The 25913-nt window shown below is 69.9% G+C and carries 22 protein-coding genes and 2 tRNA genes; 16 read left to right on the top strand and 8 right to left on the bottom strand.

Going from position 1 to position 25913, the window contains the following annotated elements:
- The first annotated feature begins 76 nt into the window (after positions 1-76).
- Positions 77-2161: an ATP-dependent helicase gene (locus ACYVO7_RS08050; RefSeq protein WP_460449309.1), complete on the top strand. Its 2085-nt coding sequence runs from the start codon at positions 77-79 to the stop codon at positions 2159-2161.
- Here the strand turns inward: ACYVO7_RS08050 and ACYVO7_RS08045 are convergent.
- The 3 genes from ACYVO7_RS08045 to oxlT form a co-directional block, all read right to left on the bottom strand.
- Entirely contained in the window at positions 2158-2634 is a 477-nt protein-coding gene (locus tag ACYVO7_RS08045) for a YbaK/EbsC family protein (protein ID WP_460449308.1), read from the bottom strand. The genes ACYVO7_RS08050 and ACYVO7_RS08045 overlap by 4 nt on opposite strands.
- An 82-nt stretch (positions 2635-2716) precedes the next feature.
- Positions 2717-4303: an ABC transporter substrate-binding protein gene (locus tag ACYVO7_RS08040; RefSeq protein WP_460449307.1), complete on the bottom strand. Its 1587-nt coding sequence runs from the start codon at positions 4301-4303 to the stop codon at positions 2717-2719.
- A gap of 123 nt (positions 4304-4426) precedes the next feature.
- On the bottom strand, positions 4427-5722 hold the full coding sequence (gene oxlT, locus ACYVO7_RS08035; RefSeq protein WP_460449306.1) for an oxalate/formate MFS antiporter: 1296 nt from the start codon (positions 5720-5722) through the stop codon (positions 4427-4429).
- A gap of 401 nt (positions 5723-6123) precedes the next feature.
- On the opposite strand from oxlT, the gene ACYVO7_RS08030 reads away from it, so the two are divergent.
- Entirely contained in the window at positions 6124-7413 is a 1290-nt protein-coding gene (locus ACYVO7_RS08030; protein WP_460449305.1) for a nicotinate phosphoribosyltransferase, read from the top strand.
- A gap of 3 nt (positions 7414-7416) precedes the next feature.
- Here the strand turns inward: ACYVO7_RS08030 and ACYVO7_RS08025 are convergent, their stop codons facing one another.
- Positions 7417-8040 (bottom strand): glutathione S-transferase family protein, encoded by a 624-nt coding sequence (locus ACYVO7_RS08025; RefSeq protein ID WP_460449304.1) that lies wholly within the window; start codon positions 8038-8040, stop codon positions 7417-7419.
- A gap of 178 nt (positions 8041-8218) precedes the next feature.
- On the opposite strand from ACYVO7_RS08025, the gene ACYVO7_RS08020 reads away from it, so the two are divergent.
- The 3 genes from ACYVO7_RS08020 to ACYVO7_RS08010 all read left to right on the top strand — a co-directional run bounded on the left by ACYVO7_RS08020 (position 8219) and on the right by ACYVO7_RS08010 (position 10694).
- A complete protein-coding gene (locus ACYVO7_RS08020; protein WP_460449303.1) occupies positions 8219-8827 on the top strand; it encodes a hypothetical protein in 609 nt (202 codons plus the stop codon).
- 53 nt (positions 8828-8880) lie between these two features.
- A complete protein-coding gene (locus ACYVO7_RS08015) occupies positions 8881-10119 on the top strand; it encodes a DUF763 domain-containing protein (protein ID WP_460449302.1) in 1239 nt (412 codons plus the stop codon).
- A gap of 275 nt (positions 10120-10394) precedes the next feature.
- Positions 10395-10694: a hypothetical protein gene (locus tag ACYVO7_RS08010; RefSeq protein WP_460449301.1), complete on the top strand. Its 300-nt coding sequence runs from the start codon at positions 10395-10397 to the stop codon at positions 10692-10694.
- Between the two features lie 66 nt (positions 10695-10760).
- Here ACYVO7_RS08010 and ACYVO7_RS08005 read toward each other — a convergent pair whose 3' ends face one another.
- Positions 10761-11567, bottom strand: coding sequence for a transglutaminase-like domain-containing protein (locus tag ACYVO7_RS08005; protein WP_460449300.1), 807 nt, complete (start codon positions 11565-11567; stop codon positions 10761-10763).
- Entirely contained in the window at positions 11564-11851 is a 288-nt protein-coding gene (locus ACYVO7_RS08000) for a hypothetical protein (RefSeq protein WP_460449299.1), read from the bottom strand. The genes ACYVO7_RS08005 and ACYVO7_RS08000 overlap by 4 nt, the downstream gene beginning before the upstream one ends.
- A gap of 272 nt (positions 11852-12123) precedes the next feature.
- On the opposite strand from ACYVO7_RS08000, the gene ACYVO7_RS07995 reads away from it, so the two are divergent.
- The 3 genes from ACYVO7_RS07995 to ACYVO7_RS07985 are packed head-to-tail and all read left to right on the top strand — an operon-like array spanning position 12124 to position 14933.
- Positions 12124-12882: a hypothetical protein gene (locus ACYVO7_RS07995; RefSeq protein ID WP_460449298.1), complete on the top strand. Its 759-nt coding sequence runs from the start codon at positions 12124-12126 to the stop codon at positions 12880-12882.
- 55 nt (positions 12883-12937) lie between these two features.
- Positions 12938-14527 carry a hypothetical protein gene (locus ACYVO7_RS07990; RefSeq protein ID WP_460449297.1) on the top strand — a complete coding sequence of 530 codons (1590 nt, stop codon included), beginning with the start codon at positions 12938-12940 and terminating at the stop codon, positions 14525-14527.
- A gap of 13 nt (positions 14528-14540) precedes the next feature.
- A complete protein-coding gene (locus ACYVO7_RS07985) occupies positions 14541-14933 on the top strand; it encodes a PilZ domain-containing protein (protein ID WP_460449296.1) in 393 nt (130 codons plus the stop codon).
- Here the strand turns inward: ACYVO7_RS07985 and ACYVO7_RS07980 are convergent.
- On the bottom strand, positions 14930-16243 hold the full coding sequence (locus tag ACYVO7_RS07980; RefSeq protein ID WP_460449295.1) for an HlyD family type I secretion periplasmic adaptor subunit: 1314 nt from the start codon (positions 16241-16243) through the stop codon (positions 14930-14932). The genes ACYVO7_RS07985 and ACYVO7_RS07980 overlap by 4 nt on opposite strands.
- Before the next feature lie 406 nt (positions 16244-16649).
- Here ACYVO7_RS07980 and ACYVO7_RS07975 point away from each other — a divergent pair, with 406 nt between their 5' ends.
- The 4 genes from ACYVO7_RS07975 to ACYVO7_RS07960 all read left to right on the top strand — a co-directional run bounded on the left by ACYVO7_RS07975 (position 16650) and on the right by ACYVO7_RS07960 (position 22072).
- Positions 16650-18539, top strand: a complete 1890-nt coding sequence (locus ACYVO7_RS07975; protein ID WP_460449294.1) for an ATP-binding cassette domain-containing protein — start codon at positions 16650-16652, stop codon at positions 18537-18539.
- A gap of 185 nt (positions 18540-18724) precedes the next feature.
- The gene (locus ACYVO7_RS07970; protein WP_460449580.1) at positions 18725-19639 is read left to right on the top strand and encodes an SDR family oxidoreductase; all 915 of its coding nucleotides are present in this window, start codon (positions 18725-18727) and stop codon (positions 19637-19639) included.
- An 82-nt stretch (positions 19640-19721) separates the two neighbouring features.
- Positions 19722-20636: an MBL fold metallo-hydrolase gene (locus tag ACYVO7_RS07965; protein WP_460449293.1), complete on the top strand. Its 915-nt coding sequence runs from the start codon at positions 19722-19724 to the stop codon at positions 20634-20636.
- 131 nt (positions 20637-20767) lie between these two features.
- Positions 20768-22072, top strand: coding sequence for a type 2 periplasmic-binding domain-containing protein (locus tag ACYVO7_RS07960; protein ID WP_460449292.1), 1305 nt, complete (start codon positions 20768-20770; stop codon positions 22070-22072).
- Between the two features lie 39 nt (positions 22073-22111).
- Here the strand turns inward: ACYVO7_RS07960 and ACYVO7_RS07955 are convergent.
- Positions 22112-22186 (bottom strand) — tRNA-Gln (locus ACYVO7_RS07955).
- A 234-nt stretch (positions 22187-22420) separates the two neighbouring features.
- Here ACYVO7_RS07955 and ACYVO7_RS07950 point away from each other — a divergent pair.
- The 4 genes from ACYVO7_RS07950 to ACYVO7_RS07935 all read left to right on the top strand — a co-directional run bounded on the left by ACYVO7_RS07950 (position 22421) and on the right by ACYVO7_RS07935 (position 25913).
- Positions 22421-22555 (top strand): hypothetical protein, encoded by a 135-nt coding sequence (locus ACYVO7_RS07950; RefSeq protein ID WP_460449291.1) that lies wholly within the window; start codon positions 22421-22423, stop codon positions 22553-22555.
- Between the two features lie 102 nt (positions 22556-22657).
- Positions 22658-22734: transfer RNA gene (locus tag ACYVO7_RS07945), tRNA-Pro, on the top strand.
- Positions 22735-23382: 648 nt separating this feature from the next.
- Complete coding sequence (locus ACYVO7_RS07940) at positions 23383-24462, top strand: DUF2778 domain-containing protein (protein ID WP_460449290.1); 1080 nt, start codon at positions 23383-23385, stop codon at positions 24460-24462.
- Positions 24463-24629: 167 nt separating this feature from the next.
- Positions 24630-25913: a TadE/TadG family type IV pilus assembly protein gene (locus ACYVO7_RS07935; RefSeq protein ID WP_460449289.1), complete on the top strand. Its 1284-nt coding sequence runs from the start codon at positions 24630-24632 to the stop codon at positions 25911-25913.

The raw sequence follows: 25913 nt of genomic DNA, 5'->3' as shown, positions 1-25913 counted from the left end.
CAGCCGGGCGGCTCCTTGCACGTCAGCGCAGTTGCGAGTTGCGAACAAAACGCGAAACGTGCTGGCATCGCCCAGCATGATCGAATCGCCCCTCGCCGCGCCGGTGGCCTATCTGGACGCGCTCAACCCGCAGCAGCGAAGCGCGGTGGAGCATGGCGTCCATGCGGGCGCGACCGTCGGGCCGCCGCTGCTGGTGATCGCCGGCGCGGGCTCGGGCAAGACCAACACGCTGGCGCACCGGGTGGCGCATCTGGTGGTCAGCGGCGCGGATCCGCGCCGCATCCTGCTCATGACCTTCTCGCGCCGCGCCGCCACGGAGATGACGCGGCGGGTCGAGCGCATCGCGCGCCGCGTCATGGGACCGGCGGGCGGCGCCGTGGCGGACGCGCTCACCTGGGCGGGCACCTTCCACGGCGTCGGGGCGCGGCTGCTGCGGGACTATTCCGAGCAGATCGGGCTCGACCCGGCCTTCACCATCCACGACCGGGAAGACTCAGCCGACCTGATGAACCTGATCCGGCACGAGCTGGGCTTCAGCAAGACCGAGAGCCGCTTTCCGACCAAGGGCGCGTGCCTCGCCATCTATTCGCGCTGCGTCAACGCCGAGGCGGCCATCGAGGAGACGCTCGCCGCCGCCTATCCGTGGTGCGCCGGGTGGGCGGCCGAGCTGCGCCAGCTCTTCGCCGCCTATGTGGAGGCCAAGCAGCGCCAGAACGTGCTCGATTACGACGACCTGCTGCTCTATTGGGCGCAGATGGCGGCCGAGCCCGCCATCGCGGCGGACCTCGGCGCCCGCTTCGACCACGTGATGGTGGACGAATACCAGGACACCAACCGCCTGCAGTCCTCGATTTTGCTGGCGCTGAAGCCGGACGGGGCCGGCCTCACCGTGGTGGGCGACGACGCGCAGTCGATCTACTCGTTCCGGGCCGCGACCGTGCGCAACATCCTGGACTTCCCGCGCCAGTTCTCCCCGCCCGCCGCCGTGGTGACGCTGGACCGCAACTACCGCTCGACGGCGCCGATCCTGGCGGCCGCCAACGCGGTGATCGGCCAGGCGCGCGAGCGGTTCACGAAGAATCTCTGGACCGACCGCGACAGCGGCGGGCGCCCGCGGCTCGTCAGCCTGCGCGACGAGAGCGACCAGGCCCGCTACGTGGTCGAGAAGGTGCTGGAGAACCGCGAGACCGGGGCCATGCTGAAGCAGCAGGCGGTGCTGTTCAGGACCTCCCATCACAGCGGGCCGCTGGAGATCGAGCTCACGCGGCGCAACATTCCCTTCGTCAAGTTCGGCGGCCTGAAGTTCCTCGACGCCGCCCACGTCAAGGACCTGCTGGCGCTGCTGCGCTGGGCCGAGAACCCCCGCGACCGCGTCGCCGGTTTCCGGCTGCTGCAGCTCCTGCCCGGCGTCGGTCCGTCCTCGGCGCAGCGCATCCTGGACCGCATGGCCGAGGCGTCCTCCCCCGTGGCGGCCCTGGCCGAGCATCCGCAGCCGCCGCGCTCCGGCGCGGACTGGACCTCGTTCGTCGACACCGTGGGCCAGCTCGCCGGCAGAGCCGCAGGCTGGCCGGCGGAGTTCGAGCTGGCGCGGCGCTGGTACGAGCCGCATCTGGAGCGCATCCACGAGGACGCGGTCACAAGGCAGGCCGACATCCTGCAGCTGGAGCAGATCGCGTCGGGCTATCCGTCACGCGAGCGGTTCCTCACCGAGCTGACCCTCGACCCTCCGGACGCGACGAGCGACAACGCCGGGCCGCCGCTCAAGGACGAGGACTACCTGATCCTCTCCACCGTGCATTCGGCCAAGGGGCAGGAGTGGAAATCGGTCTTCGTGCTGAACGCCGTCGACGGCTGCTTCCCGTCCGACCTCGGCACGGGCACGACGGCCGAGATCGAGGAGGAGCGGCGCCTGCTCTACGTGGCGATGACGCGGGCCAAGGACGACCTGCACATCCTGCTGCCGCAGCGCTTCTTCAAGCACCAGCAGTCCTCGGGCGGCGACCGCCATGTCTACGCTTCGCGGACGCGGTTCATCCCGCCGCAGCTGCTGGCGCATTTCGAGAGCTGCGCCTGGCCGCCGGCCTCGGCCGAGGCCGCGCGCGCGGCCGCCCAGGGTCCGCGCATCGACATCGGCGCGCGGATGCGGGGCATGTGGCGCTAGCTTGCCGGCGGCGGATCCTGGCAGACGTCGACCCATTCGGCTCCGGTGATCTCGGCCATGCGCTCCGGCGCGATCCGGACCGCCGCATGGATGTCGCCCGCCGCGGGCAGCACCTCGTCGAAGGCCTTCAGCGACACGTCGCAATAGACCGGAAGCGGCGTGGCGAGGCCGAAGGGGCAGACGCCGCCGACCGGATGCCCGGTGAGCGCGACGGCTTCGTCGACGGAGAGCATCGTGGCCTTGCCGCCGAAGGCCGCCTTGACCTTCGGATTGCTCAGCCGGGCGTCGCCGCGCGCCACCACCAGCATCGCCCGCTCGCCGACGCGCAGGGACAGCGTCTTGGCGATGCGGCCCGGCTCGACGCCGTGGGCCTGCGCCGCCAGCGCGACGGTCGCCGTGCTCTCGGCGAGTTCGACGACGGTCAGTTCGGGGGCTTTGTCCGCCAGGAAGGCGCGGACGGTCTCGAGGCTCATGGCCGGGTCCGGATGGATGCGGGCCCGACCTGTAGCGCAGCCGGCGCGCGGCGTGAAGCGCGCCGGCCGCCGTCGGGATGCTCTACTGCATGCCGATGGTGGTCAGGTCCTGGAACCAGTGCTGGGCCTGCACGAAGGATTTCACCTTGGGCGACAGCGCGTGCGGGTTGGTGTCGTGAACCACCCAGACCAGCACCGAGTCGTCGACGATGATGGAATGCGCCTGGGCCAGCAGCTCGTCCTGCTTGGCGACGTCGAAGCTGCGCTTGGCGTCGTCGATCAGGGCGTCGACCTTGTCGTTCTTGTAGAAGCCCCAATTGACGCCGACCGGCGCGACCTGGCCGGAGTGGAAGAACCGCACCAGCGCATAGAGCGGATCGGAGGTGACGTAGGCGACGTTGTTGGCGCTGACGCCGGCGTTCATCTCGTCCTTCGCGCCCTTGCGCCACTGCGTGTAGAGCACCTCCAGCTCGACGGGCTTGAACTCGATCTCGACGCCCACCTCCTTCAGGTTCTGCTGGATGTATTCGTTCATCGGCAGCGACTGCATCTGGCCGGTGCCGCCGATCGCGATGGCGAAGGTCGCCTTGAGGGGCTTCTCGGGCGAGTAGCCGGCCTCCTTGACCAGCTTCCGGGCGGCCTCGGGGTCATATTTGATGTCGAAGGCGGGCTTGCCGAACCAGGGGCTGGACGGGTCGACCTGGCCCTTGGCGGGGCTCGCCAGCCCGCTCAGGAGCTGCACCAGGCCGGCGCGGTCGATGGCCAGGTTCAGCGCCTTGCGCAGGCGGATGTCCGTCCAAGGCGAGCCCGGCAGCGTGCTCAGGTGGTAGTTCCACACATGCGGGGTGACGTTGTCGACGATGCGCATGCCGCCCTGCTTGAGGGCTGCGACGGTGTCGGGCGCGGGCGCCTCGATGACGTCGACCTGTCCCGACAGGAGCGCGTTGGTGCGGGTCAGCGCTTCGGGCAGCGGCACGAGGACGAGCCGGTCGACCTTGGGGACGCGCTTCGGGTTCCAGTACCCGGCGTTCTTCACGAGCTCTGCGCGCTGGCGCGGCTGCAGCGAGTCGAGCTTGAAAGGGCCCGTGCCGGAGGGCTTCTGCGCGAATTTATCCCAGTCCCTGCCTAGTTTTTCATACTGGGCAGGGCTGGAGACCAGGAACCAGAGCATCTGGTAGGGGAAGAAGCTGTCGACCTCCTTGGTGACGATCTCGACGGTGGCGTCGTCCACCTTGCGCCAGCTCGCCACCGAGGGCAGCCGCGGCTTCACCTGCGCGCTCTGGCGCTTGTCGAAATGCGGGGCCTTGTCGTCCAGCACCTTGTCGAGGTTCCACACGACCGCGTCCGCGTTGAAGGGGCTGCCGTCGTGGAAGGTCACGCCCTGGCGCAGGGTGAACCGCCACAGCTTGGGATTGGCGGGATCGACCTTCCACTCCGTGGCGAGGCCCGGGATGAGCTTTCCGGGCCGGTCAGCGACGTCCATCTCCCAGGCGACCAGCGGGTCGTAGATGGTGTAGCCGGTGAACTGGTAGGCGCCTGCGCCGCGGTCCGGCTGGCCGGAAGTGAGCGGAATGTCGTTCATCGAGATGCCGTAGCGGACGATGGTCTCGGCCGACGCGGGCGCGACGAGCATCGCCAGAGCCACGGCGGGAAGCAGCTTGCGGAACATGAAGGCTCCTTTCGGGTGCGCCCGATCGGAGCAAGCCGCGTGCCATGGCGGCAGGATGCACGAAGGCGGCGCCTGCGCGCCGCCTCCGGATGGGGCTTCCCTTCTGCCGGGACCCGGCGCCGCTCAGACCGTGCGTTCGCGGCCGAGGGCGGCGGCGGCTTCGACGGGCGCCGGATCGCTCGCGGGCAGGTAGCGCGCGCGCATCGGCTTGAGGACGAACATCGCCAGCAAGGCCGCGACGGCGTTGAGCGCCACGGTGATCATGAACACCGCGCTCCAGCCATGAGAGGCGGCCAGGATGCTGGCGAAGGGCACCATGAAGGAGGCCGTGCCCTTGGCGGTGTAGAGCATCCCGGCGTTGGTGGCGGCGTATTTGGAGCCGAAGGTGTCGCCGCAGGTGGCCGGGAAGAGGCTGTAGATCTCGCCGAACACGGCGAAGAACAGCGCCGTCACCAGCACGAAGACCACCGGGTTGTGGCCATAGGCGGAGAGGGTGAGGATCGACAGCGCCGCGATCGAGAAGGCGATGAACATGGTGTTCTCGCGCCCGATATTGTCCGACACGAAGCCGAAGAACGGCCGGCCGAAGCCGTCGAAGATGCGGTCGAGCGAGATCGCGAAGGTCAGGGCCGCCATCTGCACGCCGAAGAGGGACACCGGCACGTCGGCGACCTTGTAGTCCTTCGCGATCGGGGCGATCTGGGCCGCCGCCATCAGGCCGCCCGAAGCCACCATCACGAACATGGCGTACATCAGCCAGAAGACCGGCGTGCGCAGGGTCTCGCCCGGCGTGCGGTCGACGCGCGTCTGCGGGACGCGCACCATGCGCTTCTGCGGCGGGCCGGCGAAGTCGGGCTTGCGCAGCAGGAAGGACATGATGAGCACCACCACGCCCTGGCCGACGCCGAAGGTGAAGAACGCGTCCTGGTAGCCGGTCGTGGCGATCATCCTGGCGATCGGCACGACCGTGATGGCGGCCCCCGCGCCGAAGCCCGCGGCGGTCACGCCCGCCGCCAGGCCGCGGCGGTCCGGGAACCACTTCAGCGCGTTGCCCACGCAGGTGCCGTAGACGGAGCCCGCCCCGACGCCGCCCAGGATGGCGGCCAGATAGAGCAGCGCCAGCGAATCCGCATAGGAGTTCAGCACCCAGGCGAGCGTGATCATCACTGCGCCGAAGCGGATGACGACGCGCGGCCCGTAGCGGTCCACGAACCAGGCCTCGATCGGCACGAGCCAGGTCTCCGTCGCGACGAAGAGCGTGAAGGCGAGCTGGATCGCGGCGCGACCCCAGTGGAACTTGGCGTCGATGGGGTCGACGAACAGCGTCCAGCCATATTGGAGGTTGGCGATCATCGCCATGCAGATGACGCCGAACGCCAGCTGGAACCAGCGCGCAGACGGAGCTTCCTGCGTTTTCATCCCTATGTCCCTTGTTGTTGTAGGACGAGGATGGCCGACTGGTATGTGGCATACAAGATAGAACTTGCGTCCACTCCGATTACGATTTCGTAATGCAGCGGACAATTGTCATTTAAAAACAAAATAGAAGCTCCTCTCACGCCACGAAAAATAAACTCCGCCGCAGCATCGCTGGGCGGAGTTGCTGACAATCACAGCAGTTTGCTCGGGATGGAACGACCGAGGTCCACGAACATACAGATGGTACGGCTGCTGGCACGTTATGGATCCGCAACATACTTGCGCGGGCCCGACGGATCCCGGAGCCGCCAGGGGCCGGGATCCGGGCCGCCGAGGAGGCCTCATTTGCAGGTCCGCGGCGTCCCCGCCATCATGGCGGACCACACAGGACCTTCGACGGCATGGCCACCGACATCGCGACCCGCGTCTTCAACCACAGCTTCAGGATCGATCCGGCGGTCCGAACCTTGCTGGACACCGATTTCTACAAGCTGCTGATGCTGCAGCTGATCTGGACCATGCACCGGGACCGGAAGGTGACCTTCACGCTCATCAACCGGTCGCGCCGGGTGCGGCTCGCCGACATGATCGACCGGCAGGAGCTGGCCGAGCAGCTCGACCACGCCCGCACCCTGCGCTTCGCCAAGAACGAGCTGATCTGGCTGGCCGGCAACACCTTCTATGGCGAGAAGCAGATCTTCCAGCCCGCCTTCATGGACTGGCTCGCCGGCTTCCGGCTGCCGGACTACGAGCTGTCGCAGCGCGACGGCCAGTTCGAGCTGCGCTTCGAAGGACCGTGGTGCGAGACCACGATGTGGGAGGTCCCCGCGCTCTCGATCCTCAACGAGTTGCGGTCGCGCCACGCCATGCGGCGGATGACGCGGTTCGAGCTGGACGTGCTTTATGCGCGGGCCAAGGCGAAGCTCTGGGCCAAGATCGAGCGGCTGCGCCTGCTGCGGGCGGAGGGGCCCCTGGTGCTGGCGGATTTCGGCACCCGCCGGCGGCATGGCTTCCTGTGGCAGCGCTGGTGCGTGGAGGCGCTGCAGGAAGGCCTCGGCCCCAGCATGATCGGCACCTCCAACGTCAAGCACGCGATGGATCTCGGGCTCGAAGCCATCGGCACCAACGCCCACGAGCTTCCGATGGCCTACGCCGCCGTCGCGCGCGACGACGCCGAGCTCGCCGAGTCTCCCTATGCGGTGCTGCGCGACTGGGCCCGGATGTATGGCGGCAACCTGCTGGTCTTCCTGCCGGACGCGTTCGGCACGCCCTCGTTCCTCGAGCACGCCCCGGACTGGGTGGCGGACTGGAAAGGCGCGCGGCCGGATTCGACCCCCGCCATCGAGGGCTCCGAGCAGATCATGGCCTGGTGGCGCGAGCGCGGGCGCGACCCGCGCGACAAACTGATGGTGCTCTCCGACGGCATGACCATCGACAGCATCGAAGCCGCGGTCAGGCATCTGCGCGGCAAGGTGAACGTCTCGATCGGCTGGGGCACCGACCTCACCAACGACTTCGCCGATTGCGTGCCCAACGGCAGCGACGCGGACCTGCGGGCCCTGCACCTCGTCTGCAAGGTGGCGGAGGCCGAGGGCCGGCCCGCCGTGAAGCTCTCCGACAATCCCGAGAAGGCGAGCGGCCCGCCCTCCGAAATCGAGCGCTACCGCCGCGTGTTCGGCTCTCCGGCGTGAGCCTCAGCTCCTGGGTGTGAGAGCCTCGTCGATCTCGTTGGCGCGGCGGGCGGCCGGGCGCGCGCTGATCCGCTCCCAGTAGCGCTCGAAGGCCGGGCGCTTCTCGACCGTTCCGAACATCATGCCCCAGCCGAGATGCGCGCCGACATAGAGGTCGGCCGCGCTGAACCGGTCGCCCGCCAGATAATCGCCCTGCGACACGGCGGTCTCCAGCGCGTTCATGACGTCCGCATAGGTGCCGTAGCCCGCCATCCTCTCCCGGCCCGGCGGAAGCTCGAAGCCGAGCGCCCGGTTGGTCGCGGCGGATTCCAGCGGACCGGCGGCGAAGAACATCCAGCGGTAATAGGGGCCGCGCAGGGCGCTTCCGGCGGGCGGCGCGAGGCCGGCCTCCGGGAAGGCGTCGGCCAGATAGGCGCAGATCGCCGCCGTCTCGGTCACGACGGTCGAGCCATGCGTGATGGCCGGCACCTTGCCCATGGGGTTGATGGCGAGGTAGGCGGGCGACTTCATCGCGCCTTCGAACTCCAGGATCTCGGTGCGGTAGGGCCGCCCCACCTCCTCGAGCATCCAGCGGGCCGTGCGGCCCCGGGACATGGGATGCGTGTAGAAGACGAGTTCGTCCGCCATCGGGTCCTCCAGGATGCGCGCCGGCGGCCGGGAGCTTATCGCGAGCGCAGAAGGCGGCAAGCTGGAGCAGAGCCGGAGCCAGCAACCCGAAGAGGGGCGCTCCCCGAAAATTGATCGCCAGAGTACGGACGCGCGAGGCCGACCGTATAGAATGGCCGGTGCCCACAGGAGCTCCCCCATGCCTTTGCGTGACGTCATCGCATCTACTCGCGTCTCGCTGTCGATCGCCGCCGCCGCGTTGGTCTTGCCTGCGGCGTCGACGGCGCAAACGCCGACGGCCCGCATCCGCGGCGTCATCGAAAGCGCCGGTCCGGCCCAGATGGTGGTCCGCACGCGCGAAGGCGACGTCCTGCCCATCGCCCTGAAGGGGACCGTGACGGTGAGCCGGCGCGTGAAGGCGACGACGGCGGCGATCGGACCGAAGGCCTTCGTGGGCGTCGCGGCCGAACCTGGGCCGGACAGGACCCTTCGCGCGGTCGAGGTGTTCGTGTTCCCGGAAGCGATGCGCGGGACGGGAGAGGGACACCGGCCCTTCGACCTGACGCCGGAGAGCACGATGACCAACGCCACGCTGACCGACACGGTGGAGACCACCGACGGAAAGGCGATGAAGCTCGCCTACAAGGGCGGGGAGCAGACCATCCTGCTGACGCCCGAGACCGCCGTCTTCACCTATGCGGCGGGCTCGGCGGACGATCTGAAGCCCGGACGGCGCATCGCCGCCACGGTCGAGCAGACGCCCGACGGCGGCGCCCAGACCTCGCGCGTCTTGGTCGACACGCCCTGAGTTCCGGCGCCGGGCGTCTTCCCGGCGCAGCCGAACTCGCCTAGAAGACGGCCATGGCCCACCGAGCAGGAAGCGCCGACCTCCCGCTGCATGGCGGCCGCGTGCCGCCCTGGCTGGGACAGCGAATGACGCGGCTCAGCGCGGTGATCGCGGAGGCGATCGTCATCCATTACGGGCGCGACGAGCTGCTGCGCCGCCTGGCCCATCCGTTCTGGTTCCAGTCGTTCGGCGCCGTGATGGGCATGGACTGGCATTCCTCCGGCATCACCACCAGCGTCATCGGCGCGTTGAAGCGAGGCCTCGCGCCGCTCTCCGGCGAGCTCGGGATCCACGTGTGCGGGGGACGCGGCTCGCATTCGCGCAAGACGCCGCACGAACTGGCCGCGATCGGGGAGCGGGTCGGCTTCGACGGGCATGCGCTCGCGCGCGCCAGCCGCCTCGTCGCCAAGGTGGACAGCGCCGCCGTCCAGGACGGCTTCCAGCTCTATCTGCACGGCTTCATCGTCGCCGACGACGGAAGCTGGGTGGTGGTCCAGCAGGGCATGAACGACGCCAAGCGGCAGGCCCGCCGCTATCACTGGCTCTCCGAAGGGCTCGCCAGCTTCGTCGAGGAGCCGCATGCGGCCATCGAAGGGCGCTCCCGGGGCGAGATCGTCAATCTGACGGACCGGCGCGCCGCGCCGTCGCGGGCGCGCCAGATCGAAATGCTGGGATCGCTGGGGCCGGACGGCGTCGTCCGCGAACTGGCCCTCCTCGAAGGCGGGCCGGCGGCTCCGCCTCCCGCCGCCGATGCCCAGCTCAGCCTTCCCCACCTCGTCATGCCGGCGCATCACGACGTGCGCGCGGCCGACGTGGTCGCCAGCCGGCTTCACTCCACCTTGGCGGCCGCGGCGGACCGGGGGCCGGTCGACTTCGCCGACCTGCTGCTGACGCCGGGCGTCGGCGCGCGAACCGTCCAGGCCCTGGCGATGGTGGCGGAGGTCGTCCACGACGCCCCCTACCGGTTCAGCGATCCGGCCCGCTTCTCGCTGGCCCACGGCGGAAAGGACGGCCACCCCTTCCCGGTGCCGCTGAAGGTCTATGACGAGACGATCCGGGTCATGAAGAGCGCCGTCGCCGGCGCGAAGCTGGATCGCGACGAAGAGCTCGCGGCCCTGCGCCGCCTCGACGAGCAATCGCGCAGGCTGGACCGGGTGATCGACGGGCCGAGCCTCCAGGAGCACATCGACAAGGAGCGTCAATCGTCGGCCGCCTGGGGCGGACGGACCGTGTTCGACAGGCCGGAAGGCTGACCTGCGGACCCGTTCCTGCATAAATCGGCGGGGGACCCGCCATGGCTCCCGGTCGCCCAGTAACCCGAAGATCTTCTCAGAAAAGCGACAGGTGTTGAGCGCGCATCTTTGCTGAGTGATATCCGCAGTCGTCTCACGAAGACGCTGCCGCAGGGCGCAGTTTTAATCATATTTTAACGGCCTGTTTGACTCCACAGTCATGGCCCACCTAACGTTCGATGGTCACGCGTATCGGGCGTCCCCTCGTCGCCCCTGAGTGAGTATCGGAGAATACAGTGGTCGAAAACCAAGCCGTGAACGGAACCTCGAACGGGGTTTCGCATGTCAGAGCCCCCGCTCCTCTTGCCGATCAGGCGATCCTGGACGGTCTCAGCCGCGCCCTGATGGGCGACAAGCAGGACGTCAAGAAGCTGACCGCGACGACCCGCGTCATCAATGCGTTCTACAACTATCTCGGCGTCGTGTGCGGCCGTCCGTCGGACGACACCACCCCCCAGGACACGATGCGTCTCGGCATGATCCTCAAGATCCTGGACGAGCTGGAGCCGCAGGACCGCCTTCGCCGCCTCTCCTGATCCGCTTCGCTGCGGCCGAGACCCAAAGCCCCGCCTCCGGCGGGGCTTTCGTCGTGATGCGCGCCCTCAGACCAGCTGCTCGGTCGTCACATGGAACGACAGGAGCGTATTCTGGCCGAAGGTCAGGGTGAGCGGGACGTCCGCGGCGTCGCGCCCGAAGGCCATCAGGATCCGGCCGATGCGCGGATCGTTGTTGCGCGGATCGAAGGTGTGCCACTTGCCGCCGAGAAACACCTCGATCCAGGCCGCGAAGTCGCCGGGGGCATAGGGGGGCGGCAGCCCGATGTCGCTGATGTAGCCCGTGCAGTAGCGCGCCGGGATGTTGAGGCAGCGGCAGAACGCCAGCGCGAGATGAGCATAGTCGCGGCACACGCCCCGGCGCTCGTCGAAAGCCTCCGCGGCGGTCCGCGTCGGGCGCGAATGCTCGTAGCCGAACTGGATCCGCTCGTGGACGTAGTCGCACACGGCCTTCACCCTGGGCCAGCCCAGCGGCGCGCCTCCGAACAGGTTCCAGGCCGTCTCCGAAAGGCGGTCCGTCTCGCAGTAGCGGCTGCCGAGAAGGAATTGCAGCGTGTCGGCCGGGAGGAGCTCGATCGGAATCTGCTGGGCGTCCGGCTCGGCCGGATCCCACTGCCCGGAATCCCGCACGACCGTCTCGGTCTTCAGCGTGATGCGGCCGGCGGGCGCGACGAAGCGGTTGCACCAATTGCCGAACGTGTCGCGATAGCCCTCGATCGGGACCGCCGGGGTCGTGACGAGATAATCGGGCCGCTCCAGGTCCGACACCCTGGAGGCATGGACGTTCAGCATCGCGATCACGGGGGTGACCTGCTGGAACTCGTAGACCATCTCGCAGCCGACCAGGATTCTCATGGGGTCTCCACTGGCGCCGTGGCGTCGGGTTCGGGGCGATCGGACGGCGGGGCAGGACCGCGCCGGCAGACGCCGCGGGTGTGCCGCTCGATCTCGGCGAGCGCGGCGTCGAGCGAGCGGTGCGGCCCGAGATGGCACCCTTCCATGGTCTGGACGGCGAAGCCGTCCGGCTCGATCGCGAAAGCGGCCGCCTGGGTCTCGACCACGCGGCCCATCGAGCGGCCGAGCAGATCCGTCAACATCCAGGGGCCGGCGTCGCCCGCAGCAGAAACCGTCACGTCCATCGATTCGCGATCCAGCCTGGGCGTGCGCCGCCGCCGGTCACGCGAGACCGGCCCGGACGTCAACGAAGGAGCCTGCGATCCGGCCGGGGCCCAGGACCCGGCGAGCGCTGCCTCAGGCAGCCAGGCGTGTGTCCCGACAGCATCGCACGTTTGAGCCGTCCTCACACGCGCTCGTTTACGCCCGAGATCTTACCTTATGCATCGAATTGTTTGCTTTTGATCAATGATGCATGTCAACGATTGCGCAGCTTTTGATTGAGTGGCGGGCGCGCATGGCTGGCGGCGGAGGAGGCGAGGAGGACAGCTACTGGCCCGGCTATGTCGACGCCCTCACGACCATGACCATGGTGCTGACCTTCATCATGATGGTGCTCGGCGTCGTGGTGTTCATGCTGTCGCAGAACATCTCCCGCACCCTGTTCGAGGCGATCGCCAGGGCGGCCCGGATCGACATGACGGGGCTGGCCGGCAAGACTTACGAGGAGCAGCGGCTCGCCGTGCTCGGGGCGCTGGAGCGCAGAGCCGAGAAGGACGGGACGGCGCAGATCGCGGCCCCGGCGCCGGGTCCGCCCCCGATCGCCAGGCCCGTGGTGGCCGAGCAGGCCGAAGAGAGCGCGCCCGCCGAACGGGACCTGCGGCTCGGGGCCGGCAAGGTGCTGGAGGAAAGGCGGTCCGAGACGGCCGAGGCTCCCCGCCAGGGCGGTGCGGCGACGGAGGTCGGAGCGGGGCTTCGCATCGCCTTCGCGCAGGGCGCCATCAAGCTCGGCGACGGGGCGGCGGCGGAGCTGGCGACCTATCTGCGCCAATCCGCCTCGGGGACGTTTCTGGTCCAGGCCAACGCGGTGGAGACCGGAAACGGCGCCACCGACGCCCGCCGGCGGGCCTATTACAGGGCCATGCTGGTCCGGTCCCAGATCGCCGGGAACGGCGTCCCGGCGGACCGCATCACCGTGCGGGTGCGCGACGCCTCGGCCGGTGAGGACGAAGCCGTCGTGATGGTGTTCGGGCGCAACGGCCGGGCCGCCCCATGACCGATCGCAGGCCCCTTCACGCATCCCGTCCGGTTCCCCTGCGGAGCGCCATCCCATGAAGAACATCGTCCGCAAACAGGCCACCCGCATGGCCGTCGTCCACCTTCTGCTGGCCAGCCTGGTCGTGTGGCAGAAGCATTTCATCTGGGGAGGCATCCAGTCCAATCCGTACCTGAACGCCATCATCATCGGGGTGTTCGGGTTTGGCGCGATCCTGGCGATCCGCTCCCTGCTGGGCCTGCGCAACGACGTGAAGGCTTTCGCGGCGCTCAAGGACGTCTATGACGACATCCAGGCCGAGCGCCACAGCGCCTCGGCCGATCACGACGCGCGCAAGCTGCAGCGCTGCGCCGTCCCGGGGATCGTCTACGCCTCGCCGCAGCTCTTGGGCCACGTGTTCACGCTGACGCTTGACGAGCTGCTCCGCACCCGGCACATGCGCATCTCCATCGCCACCATGCAGCACCTGATCGCCGCGATCGACGCCCGCATGGCGCACCAGCGCTCCCTGATGGGCTACCTGACCGGCCTCAGCGTCTTCCTCGGGCTGATCGGCACCTTCATCGGCCTCATGGAGATGGTGGGCTCCGTGGGCGGCATCATCGGCGGGCTCGCGAAGGGCGATTCCGCCTCTCCCGAATCCATCAAGCGGCTGATCCACGACCTCGAGGCGCCCCTGGTGGGCATGGCGACGGGCTTCTCGTGCTCTCTGTTCGGCCTGTTCGGGTCGCTGACGCTCGGCCTGCTGGGCCGCTTCGTGAACACGGCCGCGGACGCGATGAAGCACGAATTCGAGGGCTGGCTCGCCGGGATCTCCCAGATCGAGACCGCGCGGGCGGAGGCCCCGACGGGCCAGCAGGACGCCGAGGCCGGCCGCCTGTCGGCGGGCGCGCAGGCCGTGCTGGCGGCGGCCATCCGGCAATCGGTGGATTCCATGGACCTGGCGACGGTGGGCCTGCGCCGCGTCGTCGAGCGCCAGGACTACCACGCCGAGCTCATCGAGCGGACCTGCCGCCTCCTCGACAGGGCGGCCCAGAACGACAACGCCGCCCTGGAGGCGCTGCACCGGACCGACGCGCTGCAGGCCGAGATCGCCCGGATGCGGGAGGACCTGCTGCGCCACACCGAGGGGCTGCGCCAGGGCTTCATGCGCGGCTTCGAGCAACTCGGCCGCGTGGCGCGCGAGCATCACGGCTCGGCGATGCGCAGCATGGTCGAGCTGGGCGCGGCCCAGACCGAAGGCACGATCCTGCTGCGCCGCATCCACGAGCACAACGACGCCAAGCCCGACGAGAGGCTGGTGTCCGGCATGATCGCGCATGCGGTCGCGACCGGCGTCGGCGACCTGGCGAGCGCGCTGAACAGCGCCGTGCAGGAGATCGGCCTGGAGGTCGCGCGCCTGACCGAGGAGCAGCGGCGGACCACCGCCGCGGTCGGCGCGCCGGGCTCGGGCGAACTGGCGCTCGAGATCCGCGCCCTCAGCCGCACCCTGCAGGAGGGCATCGGCGACGGACTCGCCGACATGGCCCGCACCTTCGACAGCGCCTTCAAGTCCTACGCGGCGATCGTCAGCAATGTGGTCGACCAGGCCGAGGAAGCCGCCCTCGCCCGCAAGGCCGAAGCGCCGGCGCAGCGCTCGGCGTAGACGGAGCATAATGATGAACCATCCGCAGAAATCCGCAGCGTCGCCCTCCTGGATGGACCGGTTCAGGCGCGCCAGCGCCCGCAACCGCGCCTTTCCCCGCCATCCCTGCGCGCTGCGGGCGAGCCTGCTGCTGCCCGAGAAGGCGCTGAGCCTCGACGGCGTGGTGACCGAGCTCTCGCGCGGCGGCGCCCTGTACCGGGAGGCGAGCCGCTACATTCTGGACCGGCGCGGTTCTCCGGTGGTGATCGAGCTTCCGGGCGTCGCCCTCGCCGGGATCATCGTCAACGTCTCGCCCGCCGGCTACGGCGTCAGGCTGGACGACGTCATGGACGACGATCTGCTGCAGGGCGTCCTGAACCGGCGGGACGCGTTTCCTGGACGGCGGGGGCTGGGCGACGCCGCCTAGCGCCTCAGCGCGTTGTCGCGCACATAGCGCAGGGGACGCAGCAGCGTCTCCAGGATGGTGTGGCGGCCGGACAGGATGTCGACGTCCGCCACCATGCCGGGGACCACGGGCCGATCCGGACCGAAGCTCGCCGCGCTGGCCTCCAGCCTGATCCGGAAATAGGGCTGACCCCTCTCGTCCTGCAGCGCGTCGGGCGAGACCTCCACGACGGCGCCCTTCAGGCCGCCATAGACCGAGAAGTCGTAGGCGCTGATCTTGACGATGGCCGGCAGGCCCGGCCACACCTCGGCGCGGTCGCTCGGCGACAGCCGGGCTTCGACCGCGATGGCGCTGTCGGTCGGCACGATCACGGCCAGCGGCTCGCCGGATTTGACCACGCCGCCCACGGTCGAGACGTAGAGCTTGTTCACGATCCCGGAGATCGGGGCGACCACGTCGGACCGGACGCTGCGGTCCTGCAGGGCGAGCGCGCTCTCCTTCAGCTTGGCCTGCTGCAGCGCGACGTCCGAGGCCTCCTTGTCCGCCTCCGATGCGAAGCGCAGCGCCGCCTCCGCGCTTTTGCGCGCCAGCTCCGCCAGCGCCGACTCGGTGCGGGGGATCTCGTGCGTGAGGTCGGACATGCGCGCCTCGACCTGCTGCAGGCTGCGCTCGTTGTCGAGCAGGTCGTTGGCGGACACGGCGCCCATCTCGGCGAGCCGGCGCAGGCTGCGGACGCGCTGCAGCACGAGGTCGCGCTCGCGTGTCGCGTGGGTCCAGCGCGATTGCAGTTCGGAAAGCTCCAGCCCCTTCTGGCGGCGCTGCTCCTCGATGATGGCGAGTTGCTCGTCCAGCGTGCGGCGGCGGCTGTCATAGAGGGCGGCCTCCCGCTGCGCGAACAGTTCGGGCGCGCCGCTCAGGCCCGGCGGAGCCTTGAAGGGCTTGCCTGCGGCCTCGGCGGAGAGCCGCGCCAGCCGCATTTCGCGGGCGACGATCTCGATGCGGGTCTGCGCCAGCTCGGCTTGCGAGAAGCTGTTCTCGATGCGCAGCAACGGCGCGCCCCTTTCGATGCGCTCGCCCTCGCGGACCAGGATGTCGGCGACGATCCCGCCCTCAAAGTGTTGCACCGTCTGGTTCTGCGACTGCGGCACCACCTTGCCGGCGCCGCGGGTCACCTTGTCGAGCGAGGTCATGCTCGCCCAGGCGACGAGCGCCGCAACGCCCAGCGCCGTCGTCGCCACGAAGGCGTTCTCGGCCCGCCCGGCGATCCTGTCGCACTGCCGCGGATAGGGGACCGGGGGGCTGGCCGCAGGCGGCGTCGGCGGGTTTGGCATGAAGCGCTCGGAGTGCAGAACAGGATTGACGCAACCATAAGCAAGCGCTGATTTACGATGTTAAGCATGCAAAAATCAATGATGGCCCGAGTGACGGCGGACGGCCGCCAGGAACACGCGCCCGCATGACCCTGCTTTCATCCCTGATCCCCCGGCGCGGAAGCGACCCGCGCCCCCCGCCGACGCTCTCCAGGCGGCGTCGGGGAGCGCCGAGGGGCATCTGCTCGCCGACATCGACGCTGTCGCGCAGGCGTGGTACGGGCGAAGCTGGTCCGGCGAGGCGGAGCCCCTGCCCTTCGGCGTCGCGACGCCCGAGGAGCTCGCCGCCGCCGCCGAGGACCGCGGCCTGAAGGTCTGGTATGCGCAGCGCAGCCTGTCGTCGCTGCGCGACGCCGACTTTCCCTGCGTGATCCTGGACCAGGCGGGGCGCAGCACGATCCTGACCGGACGTCCCGCCCCGGACCGCTTTTCGCTGCTGACGAATGGCGGGCCCGGCGAGGCCGCCCTCGCCGATCTCGCCGCCGGGCATGGCGGAACCGTGTTCTTCATCGCGCCGCGGGAGCCCGCGCCGCAGGACGCCGGGCGGGAGCCGGCGCTCCGCGCCGGACTGCTGCGCACGGTCGCGGCCGAGATGGCGACGCGCCACCGGGGGCGGCTAGCCGTGCTGTGCGTCGCGGCGGCGCTGGCCAACCTCTTCCTGCTGAGCGTCCCGATCTTCTCCATGGCCGTCTATGACCGGGTGATCCCGCATCTGGCGATGGAGACCCTCTGGGCGCTGGCCATCGGCGTGGGCGTCGCGCTGGCGCTGGATCTCGCGATCCGGGTGGTGCGAATGCGGCTCTCGGACGCCGTGGGGCTGAGCGTCGCCACGTCCGTGCAGGCGCGGCTCTTCAGCCGCATCCTGCGCGCGCGGCTGGGAGCCGTGGGGGCGGCAGGCGGCGGCGTGCAGACCAGCATGCGCGAGGTGGAGGCGCTCGCCCAGTTGCTGCCCGGGCTCGTCGCATCCCTGGCGATCGACGTTCCGTTCTTCGTCGCGTCGTCGCTCCTGCTCTACGGCATCGCCGGATCCGTCGCCTGGATTCCCTTGGCCGGCGTCGCCCTGATCGCGTTGATCCAGCTCGCCGGGGAGGTGCGCGGCCAGCAAGCCGTCGAGGCGGCGCGCCTCAACGCCGCGCAGGCGAACCTGCTGCTGGAGAGCGTCGCCGGGATCGAGACCGTCAAGGTGGCGAACGCCACGCGCCCGATGATCCGCCGCTGGGAGCGGCTCGTCGACGGCGCGGCCTTCGTCGGCCACGCCCATCGCATGCACGGCGCCTTCGCGCTCCAGGCCGCCGGCGCGATCTCGCAGGCGGCCGTGGTGATCGGCATGGTGCTCAGCGTCTACCAGATCGGCGACGGCGCGATGACCATCGGCGCCCTGTCGGCCGCCTCGATGCTGATCGGCCGCGTCATGGCGCCCATGACCCAGCTCGGCGCCCAGCTGCACCGGCTGCTGCAGATCCTGCGCTCGGCCCGCACCATCGAGGCGATCCTGGCCGCCCCCACGGAGGACGCCGGCGACGGAACGGCGGCGCGCCGGCCCCTCCAGGGGCGGCTTGCGTTCAAGGGCGTCGGGTTCACCTATCCGGGCGAGACGTCGCCCGCGCTCACCGGCGTGGACCTTTCCATCGCGCCCGGCGAGCGCGTGGGCCTGATCGGGCGCGCGGGAAGCGGCAAGAGCACGCTGCTGAAGCTCGTCTTGCGGCTTCACACCGCGACTGAAGGCGCGCTGCTGCTCGACGGGCACGACATCCGGCAGACGGCGCCGGAGCGCGTGCGGCGCCATTTCGGCTTCATGCGGCAGGACTCGGCGCCCTTCGACGACACGCTGCGCAACGCGATCTGCTTCGGCCTCGACGGCGTCTCCGAGGACGCGTTCGAGCGCGCCGTCGCGCTTGCCGGCGTCCAGGCCTTCGCGGCCCGCCATCCGGCCGGGTACGGGATGCGGGTCGGCCCGCGCGGGGAGCGCCTGTCGGGCGGCGAACGCCAATCGGTCATGCTGGCGCGCACGCTGCTCGGCGATCCGAGGGCCCTGGTGCTGGACGAACCCACCGCCGCCATGGACAACGCCATGGAGGCGAGCATCGTGCGCGAGCTGGGAGCGGCGCTGGGCGACCGGACGCTGATCATCGCCACCCACCGCGCGCCGCTGCTCGGCCTCGTGGACCGCCTGGTCTGGATCGAGCACGGCCGCATCGTGGCCGACGGCCCGAAAGCCGAAATCCTGCGGAAGGTCTCCGGCCAGAACGCCGCCTGAGAGGCTCCCCGCGGCGCTTTCGCGCAGGCGCGCAAGGGCGCCCTGGTGAACGAATGCGGCCCCGCCCCGTTGTGCTCGCCGACACCACGGAGCCCTGCATGACCGACGATCCCACCTTCAGCCGCCGTCAACTCGTCGGCGCCGGCGCTGGCCTGGCGGCCACGGCCGCCTCGTCCGGCGCCGCCATGGCGCAAGGCGCAGCCGCGGCCCCGGCCCCAACGATGCCCCAGGATCCCAGGACGAAATATCCCCAGCCGCCCTTCAAGGAGCAGTCGCAGCCCTGGCCGGGACTGGCCGGCCGGATGGAGCCCCGGCCCGACCATGGCGAGAAGAGCTACCGCGGCTCGGGCCGGCTCGCCGGCCGCAAGGCGCTCATCACCGGCGGCGACTCCGGCATGGGCCGCGCCGCCGCGATCGCCTACGCCCGCGAGGGCGCGGACGTGGCGATCAACTACTTCCCCACCGAGGAGGAGGACGCCCGGGAGGTGATCGCGCTGATCAAGGCGGAGGGCCGGACCGCCCTCGCGATCCCGGGCGACCTGCGCGAGGAGGCGTTCTGCGTCCGCATGGTCGAGGAGGCCGTCCGCGGGCTGGGCGGGCTCGACGTCCTGGTCTGCAACGCGGCGCGCCAGCAGGCGCGAGCTTCGATCCTGGACGTGTCGACCGAGGACTTCGACGCCACGATGAAGACCAACGTCTACGCGCCGTTCTGGATCATCAAGGCCGCGCTCCCTCACCTGCAGCCGGGAGCCTGCATCATCGGCACCACGTCCGAGCAGGCCTACGACCCCTCAGCCGACCTCTACGACTACGCCCAGACGAAGGCCGCCACGATGAACTACGTGAAGAGCCTGGCCAAGCAGCTCGCCCCCAAGGGCGTCAGGGTGAACGGCGTCGCGCCCGGGCCGATCTGGACGCCGCTCCAGGTCTCGGGCGGGGCCACGATGGAGAAGCTGAAGTCCTTCGGCGGCCAGACCCCGTTGAAGCGCCCGGGCCAGCCGGTCGAGCTGGCGTCGATCTACGTCCAGCTCGCCGCGCTCGACGCCAGCTACGCCACCGGCCAGGTCTATGGTGCGGCGGGAGGCGGCGGCCAGCCCTGACGCCGATCGACGGAACCGGTCCGCCCGCCGGGCATTCGCAACGGTCGCCGCCGCAGCGCTGGTCCAGGAGAAGGAACAGGACATGGCCGAACAGATCCCCCTCTCGCAGGACGCCAGCGCGATCGACCCGGAGATCGACGCGGCCCGCCACGACCACACGCACGAGGTCGCGCCAGACCTGGCCTATCGTCGCCTGGGCATCGTCAACGTCGTGTTCGTCGGGCCGCCGCGCGCCGGCGACCGCGGCTGGGCGCTGATCGACGCCGGGCTGCCCGGCACGAAGAGCTTCATCGCGCAAGCCGCCCGCGAGCGCTTCGGCGAGGGCGCGAGGCCCTCCGCGATCCTGCTGACGCACGGCCATTTCGACCATGTCGGCGTGCTTCAGGACCTTGCGGCCGAATGGGACGCGCCCGTTTACGCCCACGCGCTCGAGGCGCCGTATCTTGACGGTCGCGCCGCCTATCCGCCCGGCGACCCCACGGTCGGCGGCGGCGCCATGGCGGCGCTGGCGCGCTTCTATCCGCGCGGGCCCATCGACCTCGGCGACCGCCTGAGGATCCTGCCGGAGGACGGGTCCGTCCCGGGCCTGGCGGGCTGGCGCTGGATCCACACGCCGGGCCATAGCGTCGGGCATGTCTCCTTCTGGCGCGAGGGCGACCGCAGCCTCGTCGCGGGCGACGCCTTCGTGACCACCGGGCAGGAATCGGCCTATGCGGTCGCGGTGCAGCGGCCCGAGATGCATGGGCCGCCCCAGTACTTCACCATCGAGTGGGACAAGGCGAAGAGGTCCGTCGAGACGCTCGCCCGGCTCCGCCCGGACCTGGTCGTGACCGGCCATGGCCAGCCCATGCGCGGACCCGAGATGCAGGAGGCGCTGCAGCGGCTGGCGGCCGCCTTCGACGGGATCGCGGTCCCTGCCGAGGGGCGCTATGTGTCGGCCCCGGAACGGGCCGAGGACGGCCGCGCCTATCACTGGCGCAAGGGGCGGACCGCGTAGCGTCGAAGACGCGCGCCGCACGGCCCGCCGTTTCTGCATAGCGCGACGCCCCGCTCCGTGCCGTGACTCGCCGATGCTCTGCGGCCGCACGGGCCGGGAGCACGGACCCTGGCCGGACCGGCGAGCTGCCCATGAGGCGTTCCTATGGCTATGCGGCGATCGCGGCTGCGCTGGCGGCGGCGTGCGCCCTCGCAGCGTTGATCTACCTGAAGTCCCCGCACGCCACGCTTCGGATCACCACGGGGCCGCTCGGCGGAACCGCGGACGGGTTCCTGGCCGGGATCGGGACGGTCCTGCGCAAGCACCACCCCTTCATGTCCGTGCAGCCCGTCCAGGTCGACGGCCTCGCCGAGAGCAGCGCGAGGCTGGAGGCCCGCCAGGTAGACCTGGCGATCGTGCGCTCCGATGCGTCTCCGCCGCGCAACGGCCAGACGATCGTCATCCTCAGGCGCGACGCGGTGGCGTTCCTGACGCCGCCCAGCGCCAGGCTGGAGACCCTGTCGGGCCTGTCCGGCCGCACCGTGGCGCTGATCGCCGGCCGCACCCAGGCCGAAGACGAGGCGCTGCTCGACCGGCTGCTCGGCTTCTACAATGTGGACCCCAAGGCGGTCCGGCGGCTCGTGGTTCCGATCGGCGACCTCGGCAAGACCCTGCGCGACAAGCCGGTGGCGGCCGTCCTCGCCATCGGCCCGGTCGGGCCCGGCGGCCTGGTCGACGCCGTCGCCGCGATGGCGCGCAGCGTCGGGCCGCCCCGGCTTCTCGCCTTCGACGACGCGGACGCGATCGCCTCCCGCTTTCCGGGCCTCGAAAGCCTCGACGTTCCGAAGGGCGCGCTCAGGCCGCGCCCGGAACTGCCGGACGACAGCGTGACCGTGATGGCGGTGACCTACCGGCTGGCGGCGCCCTTCTCCATGCTCAATTTCGAGGCGGGCGCGATCGCGCGCAGCGTCCTAGCCGCCAAGGCCGACCTCGCGGCCGCCTTTCCGCAGGCGGCCCAGATCGAGGCGCCCGATCCGGACGCGAACACGTCCGTCCTGCCCGTTCACCCCGGCGTGGCCCAGTACCTGGCCTCCGGGGAGCAGAGCCTGCTCGACGATCTCCAGGGCTACGCTTATGCGGCCGCCATGGCGTTCAGCGTCATCGGCTCCTCATGGGCCATGGTGGCCAGCCGCATGCGGCGCAAGCAGGACGCGGCGGACCGCACGCAGATCGCCCGCCTGATCGCGATCGCCGACCAGGCCAGGCGCGCGACCGCGCCCGACCTCCTCCGCCTCCAGGACGCGCTTCACGAGGCGCTCGCCGAAATCATCGAAGCCGGCCGCAGCGACACGACCGTCCTGCTCGCCGCCTCGCACGCCCAATCCATGATCTCCTGGCGCCAAAGCCTCGGCGAGCCCGACCGCGCCAAGGCGTCGACCCTGTCCGCGCTGGGCTAGGCCGCCGGACGCCCGATCGCGACGCCTCCCCACGCGGGATGGCTGGGGCGGGAGGATTCGAACCTCCGCATGGTGGAATCAAAATCCACTGCCTTACCACTTGGCGACGCCCCAATGACTCGGCCGCGGGCCGGTCGGGGCGGACCATAGTGGGGCTCGGTTTCGTGCGCAACACGCGTCGCGCGGGCGCTCGCGGGCGGCGCGTAAAGGTGGCGTTCACCATCTCGATCAACCATGGGGGACATGTGCGCGGGCGCACGCCGCCGCCGCAGCTTCGCCGCGAAAGTGGCGCCGTTCACTCTGCCTATCGGAGGCGTGCTCGCCGACAAGCGCAACAGGAGAATGCTGATGATCGACGCCATCTTCGAAACGCTCCTCGAACTCATCGACGAAGCGGTGTTCGGGACGCTCGGCCGCATGGTCGCCTGGGTCCGCGCTCTCGGCCGCAGCGAAACCGCTCCGGACGCCGCCTGCTGCGACTGACCCCAGGGGAAGCGGCTCGCCCGCCCGGGCGGCCCGGCCGCTTTTTCGGTTGCGCCAACCCCCTCGCCTGCCTATACAGGCCGCGTCGGAAGCCGATGACATCGGAGCGTAGCGCAGCCTGGTAGCGCACCTCGTTCGGGACGAGGGGGTCGTAGGTTCAAATCCTATCGCTCCGACCATCGGTTCCAGCCACGCAAGGCCGCTCCTCGGAGCGGCCTTCGTCGTTTTTGGGCGCCCCCATGGCCTCGTGTAGGGGGCCGTCGGGCGTTCGGCGTTTCGCCCCCGCCAGGCGCAAACCGACCCTTCAAAGTATGGCCCTGAACATTCCTTCGGCCGCTGCGGCCACGCCGAAGCTTTCGTGCCGCAGTGAAGGGAAAAAGACACACCTCTCCTGCAAACAGCTTGACGTGGTTAATCGATTGCTGATCCGGGATTGGCAAAGCGATTCGCTTGATGCTAAAAGGCGAACCTCGTTGCGGGCTGATCCTTGTCAGGACTTGCCCCGCTCCATCGGACTTCCCCGGACATCGCCGGGACCACGTGTCGATTCGCCGACGGCGTCACGCGGGTGAGGCCGTCATCGCATCGGCTTGGCCGCAGCAGGGGCTGACGACCGCCCCGAGTTCTGGACGCGTCGATTTGACATTGACGATCGCGGTTCACCGCCGGTTAACCAACCGGGCGCTGAATGGATCCCGAACCGTAGGGGGCCTTTCCTCCGCCAACCTCGCCAGGACCGCGTGGTCCTCGGCGCGCCGGCCGCGCCTCCAAGCGTCGTCCGGCAAGGGAGCGGGGGACGTCGGCCGCGTATCCCGAGAGCGTGTCGCATGAGTTTCGTGTTGGGTAGATCGTTCTCGTCCGGCCGGTCCGGCGTCGTCCTGAGCGGCTCGAAGCGCGGCCGCGCCGCCGTCCCCCTCACTCTGGTCTCGACCCTCGTCCTGGGAGCCGGCCTGTGGGCCGGTTCGCCCGCATGGGATCCCGCGGGTCCGGCCGCCATGGCGGTTCCGGGCCCCGCCGCGTCCACTCACGCCCAGAGCGTGGTGGCGAAGCTCGACCCCCTGCTGTCGCCAACCTACTCGCTGGGCGTCGCGGCGCGCCCGCTCTCCCAGAGCGCGCCCTTGACGGCGGAATGGGTTCCGTCCACCCCGCCGGCCATCGCCCGGGTGGAGCCGTCCGTGGTGATCGCGGCGGTCGCGCCCGCCGCCCCGGCCGTGGAGGAGGACGAGGAAGACGAGGACGTCGCCTCGGCCGCGCCGCTGCCGCTGCCGCGGCCTCCGGAGCTGCGTTCGCCGGAGCAGCCGCGGCTGACGGGCCCGCTCTCGCCGCGCCGGTCCAGGGTGGCGGCCGCGCCGGCCGCGCCGCCGGCCGACGACCGCTCCATCTTCGAAAAGATCTTCGGCGTGCAGCGGCAGCCCAACGGGCCGGCGCTCGCCTATGCGGCGCCCCAGGACGACGCCGTCGGCGGCAATCCGCTGAGAGGGCTCATCCCGGCTCCGGCGCCGGCGACGCCCCCCTCGGCCGCCTCGGGCCAGGGCACGGCCGTCTACAACATCGCGTCCCGCACGCTCACGATGCCGAACGGCGAGCGGCTCGAGGCTCATTCGGGCCTGGGCGACAGGCTCGACGACCCGAGATACGTGCATGAGCGCATGCGCGGGCCCACGCCCCCGCATGTCTATGACCTGACCATGCGCGAGCAGCTGTTCCACGGCGTGCGCGCCCTGCGCCTCAACCCGGTCGGCGGCAGCGCCGCCATCCACGGGCGGGCGGGCCTTCTGGCGCACACCTTCATGCTCGGCCCGAAGGGCGACTCGAACGGCTGCGTCTCCATCCGGGACTACGACAAGTTCCTGCAGGCTTATCTGAAGGGCGAGGTCAAGCGTCTCGTCGTGGTCGCCGGCCTCTAAGTCCGTCCCGCAGCTTCGCCAGACTGACGGTCCCGGTCCTCCGGCGCACGGGCGCCGGAGTTGATCTACGCAATTCTACGTGCCGGCGCTTCCCCTCCGAAACAATGCAATTTTAAGAGAGCACAACCCATAGTTGCCGTCCTGAAGCATGATTTTTTTTGGACGACATGGCCAAAACCGCTTTCTCCACCTCCCGATTCAGGCGGCTGTTCACCGGAGATGAGCGTGGCGCGGCGGCCGTGACGTTCGCGGTCGCGGCGATTCCCCTGATGCTGTGCGTCGGCGTGGCGGTGGACTACAGCCGGCTCGTCAGGGCCAAGGCGACGATCGACGGGGCCGCCGACTCCGCCGTGCTGGCCGCCACCAGCAGTTCGGCGACGAATCTGAACGCGGAGCAGGCCAGGAAGGCCGGGCAGGCCCTGTTCGACACGCTCTCCGTGCGCGCCGCGCCCGGGCGGACGCTGGACGTCGATCTCCAGGTCAAGGACCAGGGCCTGACCCGAACCGCGACGCTGAACTACACGCTGCGGATGCAAACCTCCTTGGCCAGCGTCGTGGGCATGAGCGTGATGTCGGCGTCCGGCTTCGCCACCTCGGCCCAGAGCCGCGCGCCCTATATCGACTTCTACCTCCTGTTGGACAACTCGCCCTCGATGGGCGTGGGCGCGACCCAGGCCGACATCGCCGCCATGGTGGCGAACACGCCGGACCAGTGCGCCTTCGCGTGCCACGACACGTCCAATCCCAGCAGCTACTACGATCTCGCCAAGAAGCTCGGCGTCACCATGCGGATCGACGTGCTGCGGACGGCGACCCAGAACCTGATGGACACCGCCACGAGCATGACGGCGACGCCCAACCAGTTCCGGGTGGGGGTCTACAGCTTCGGCGTCGACGCCTCGAACGCCAAGCTGACGGAAGTCGCGCCTCTCACGCCCATTTTGGCCAACGCCAAGGCGAAGGCGGGCTCGATCGACCTGATGACGGTGCCGTACCAGAACTACCAGAACGACATGCAGACCAACCTGTCGACGCTGATCCCAGCCGCCAACAAGGAGATGTCGGACCCCGGCGACGGCAGCTCGCCGTCCGGCCCGCAAAAGGTGCTGTTCCTCGTCTCGGACGGGGTGGCGGACGAGTACAATCCCACCGGGTGCACGCAGCCGTTGGCGGGCGGCGGGCGGTGCCAGCAGCCGCTCAATCCGGCGCTGTGCGACGCCGTCAAGGCCCGCGGAATCCGCGTCGCGGTGCTGTACACGACCTATCTGCCGCTGCCGACCAATGGCTGGTACACGACCTGGCTGCAGCCCTTCGCGGGGTCCATCGGCCGCAAGATGCAGGAATGCGCGAGCCCGGGGCTGTATTTCGAGGTCAGCCCGTCGCAGGGCGTCTCCGAGGCCATGGCCGCGCTGTTCAGGCAGGCCGTCATGACGTCCCGCCTGGTCAAATAG

The organism is Alsobacter sp. SYSU BS001988, from assembly GCF_054796215.1.
Note: the sequence above shows the minus strand (reverse complement) of the source record. Positions and strands in the feature narration are given on the sequence as shown.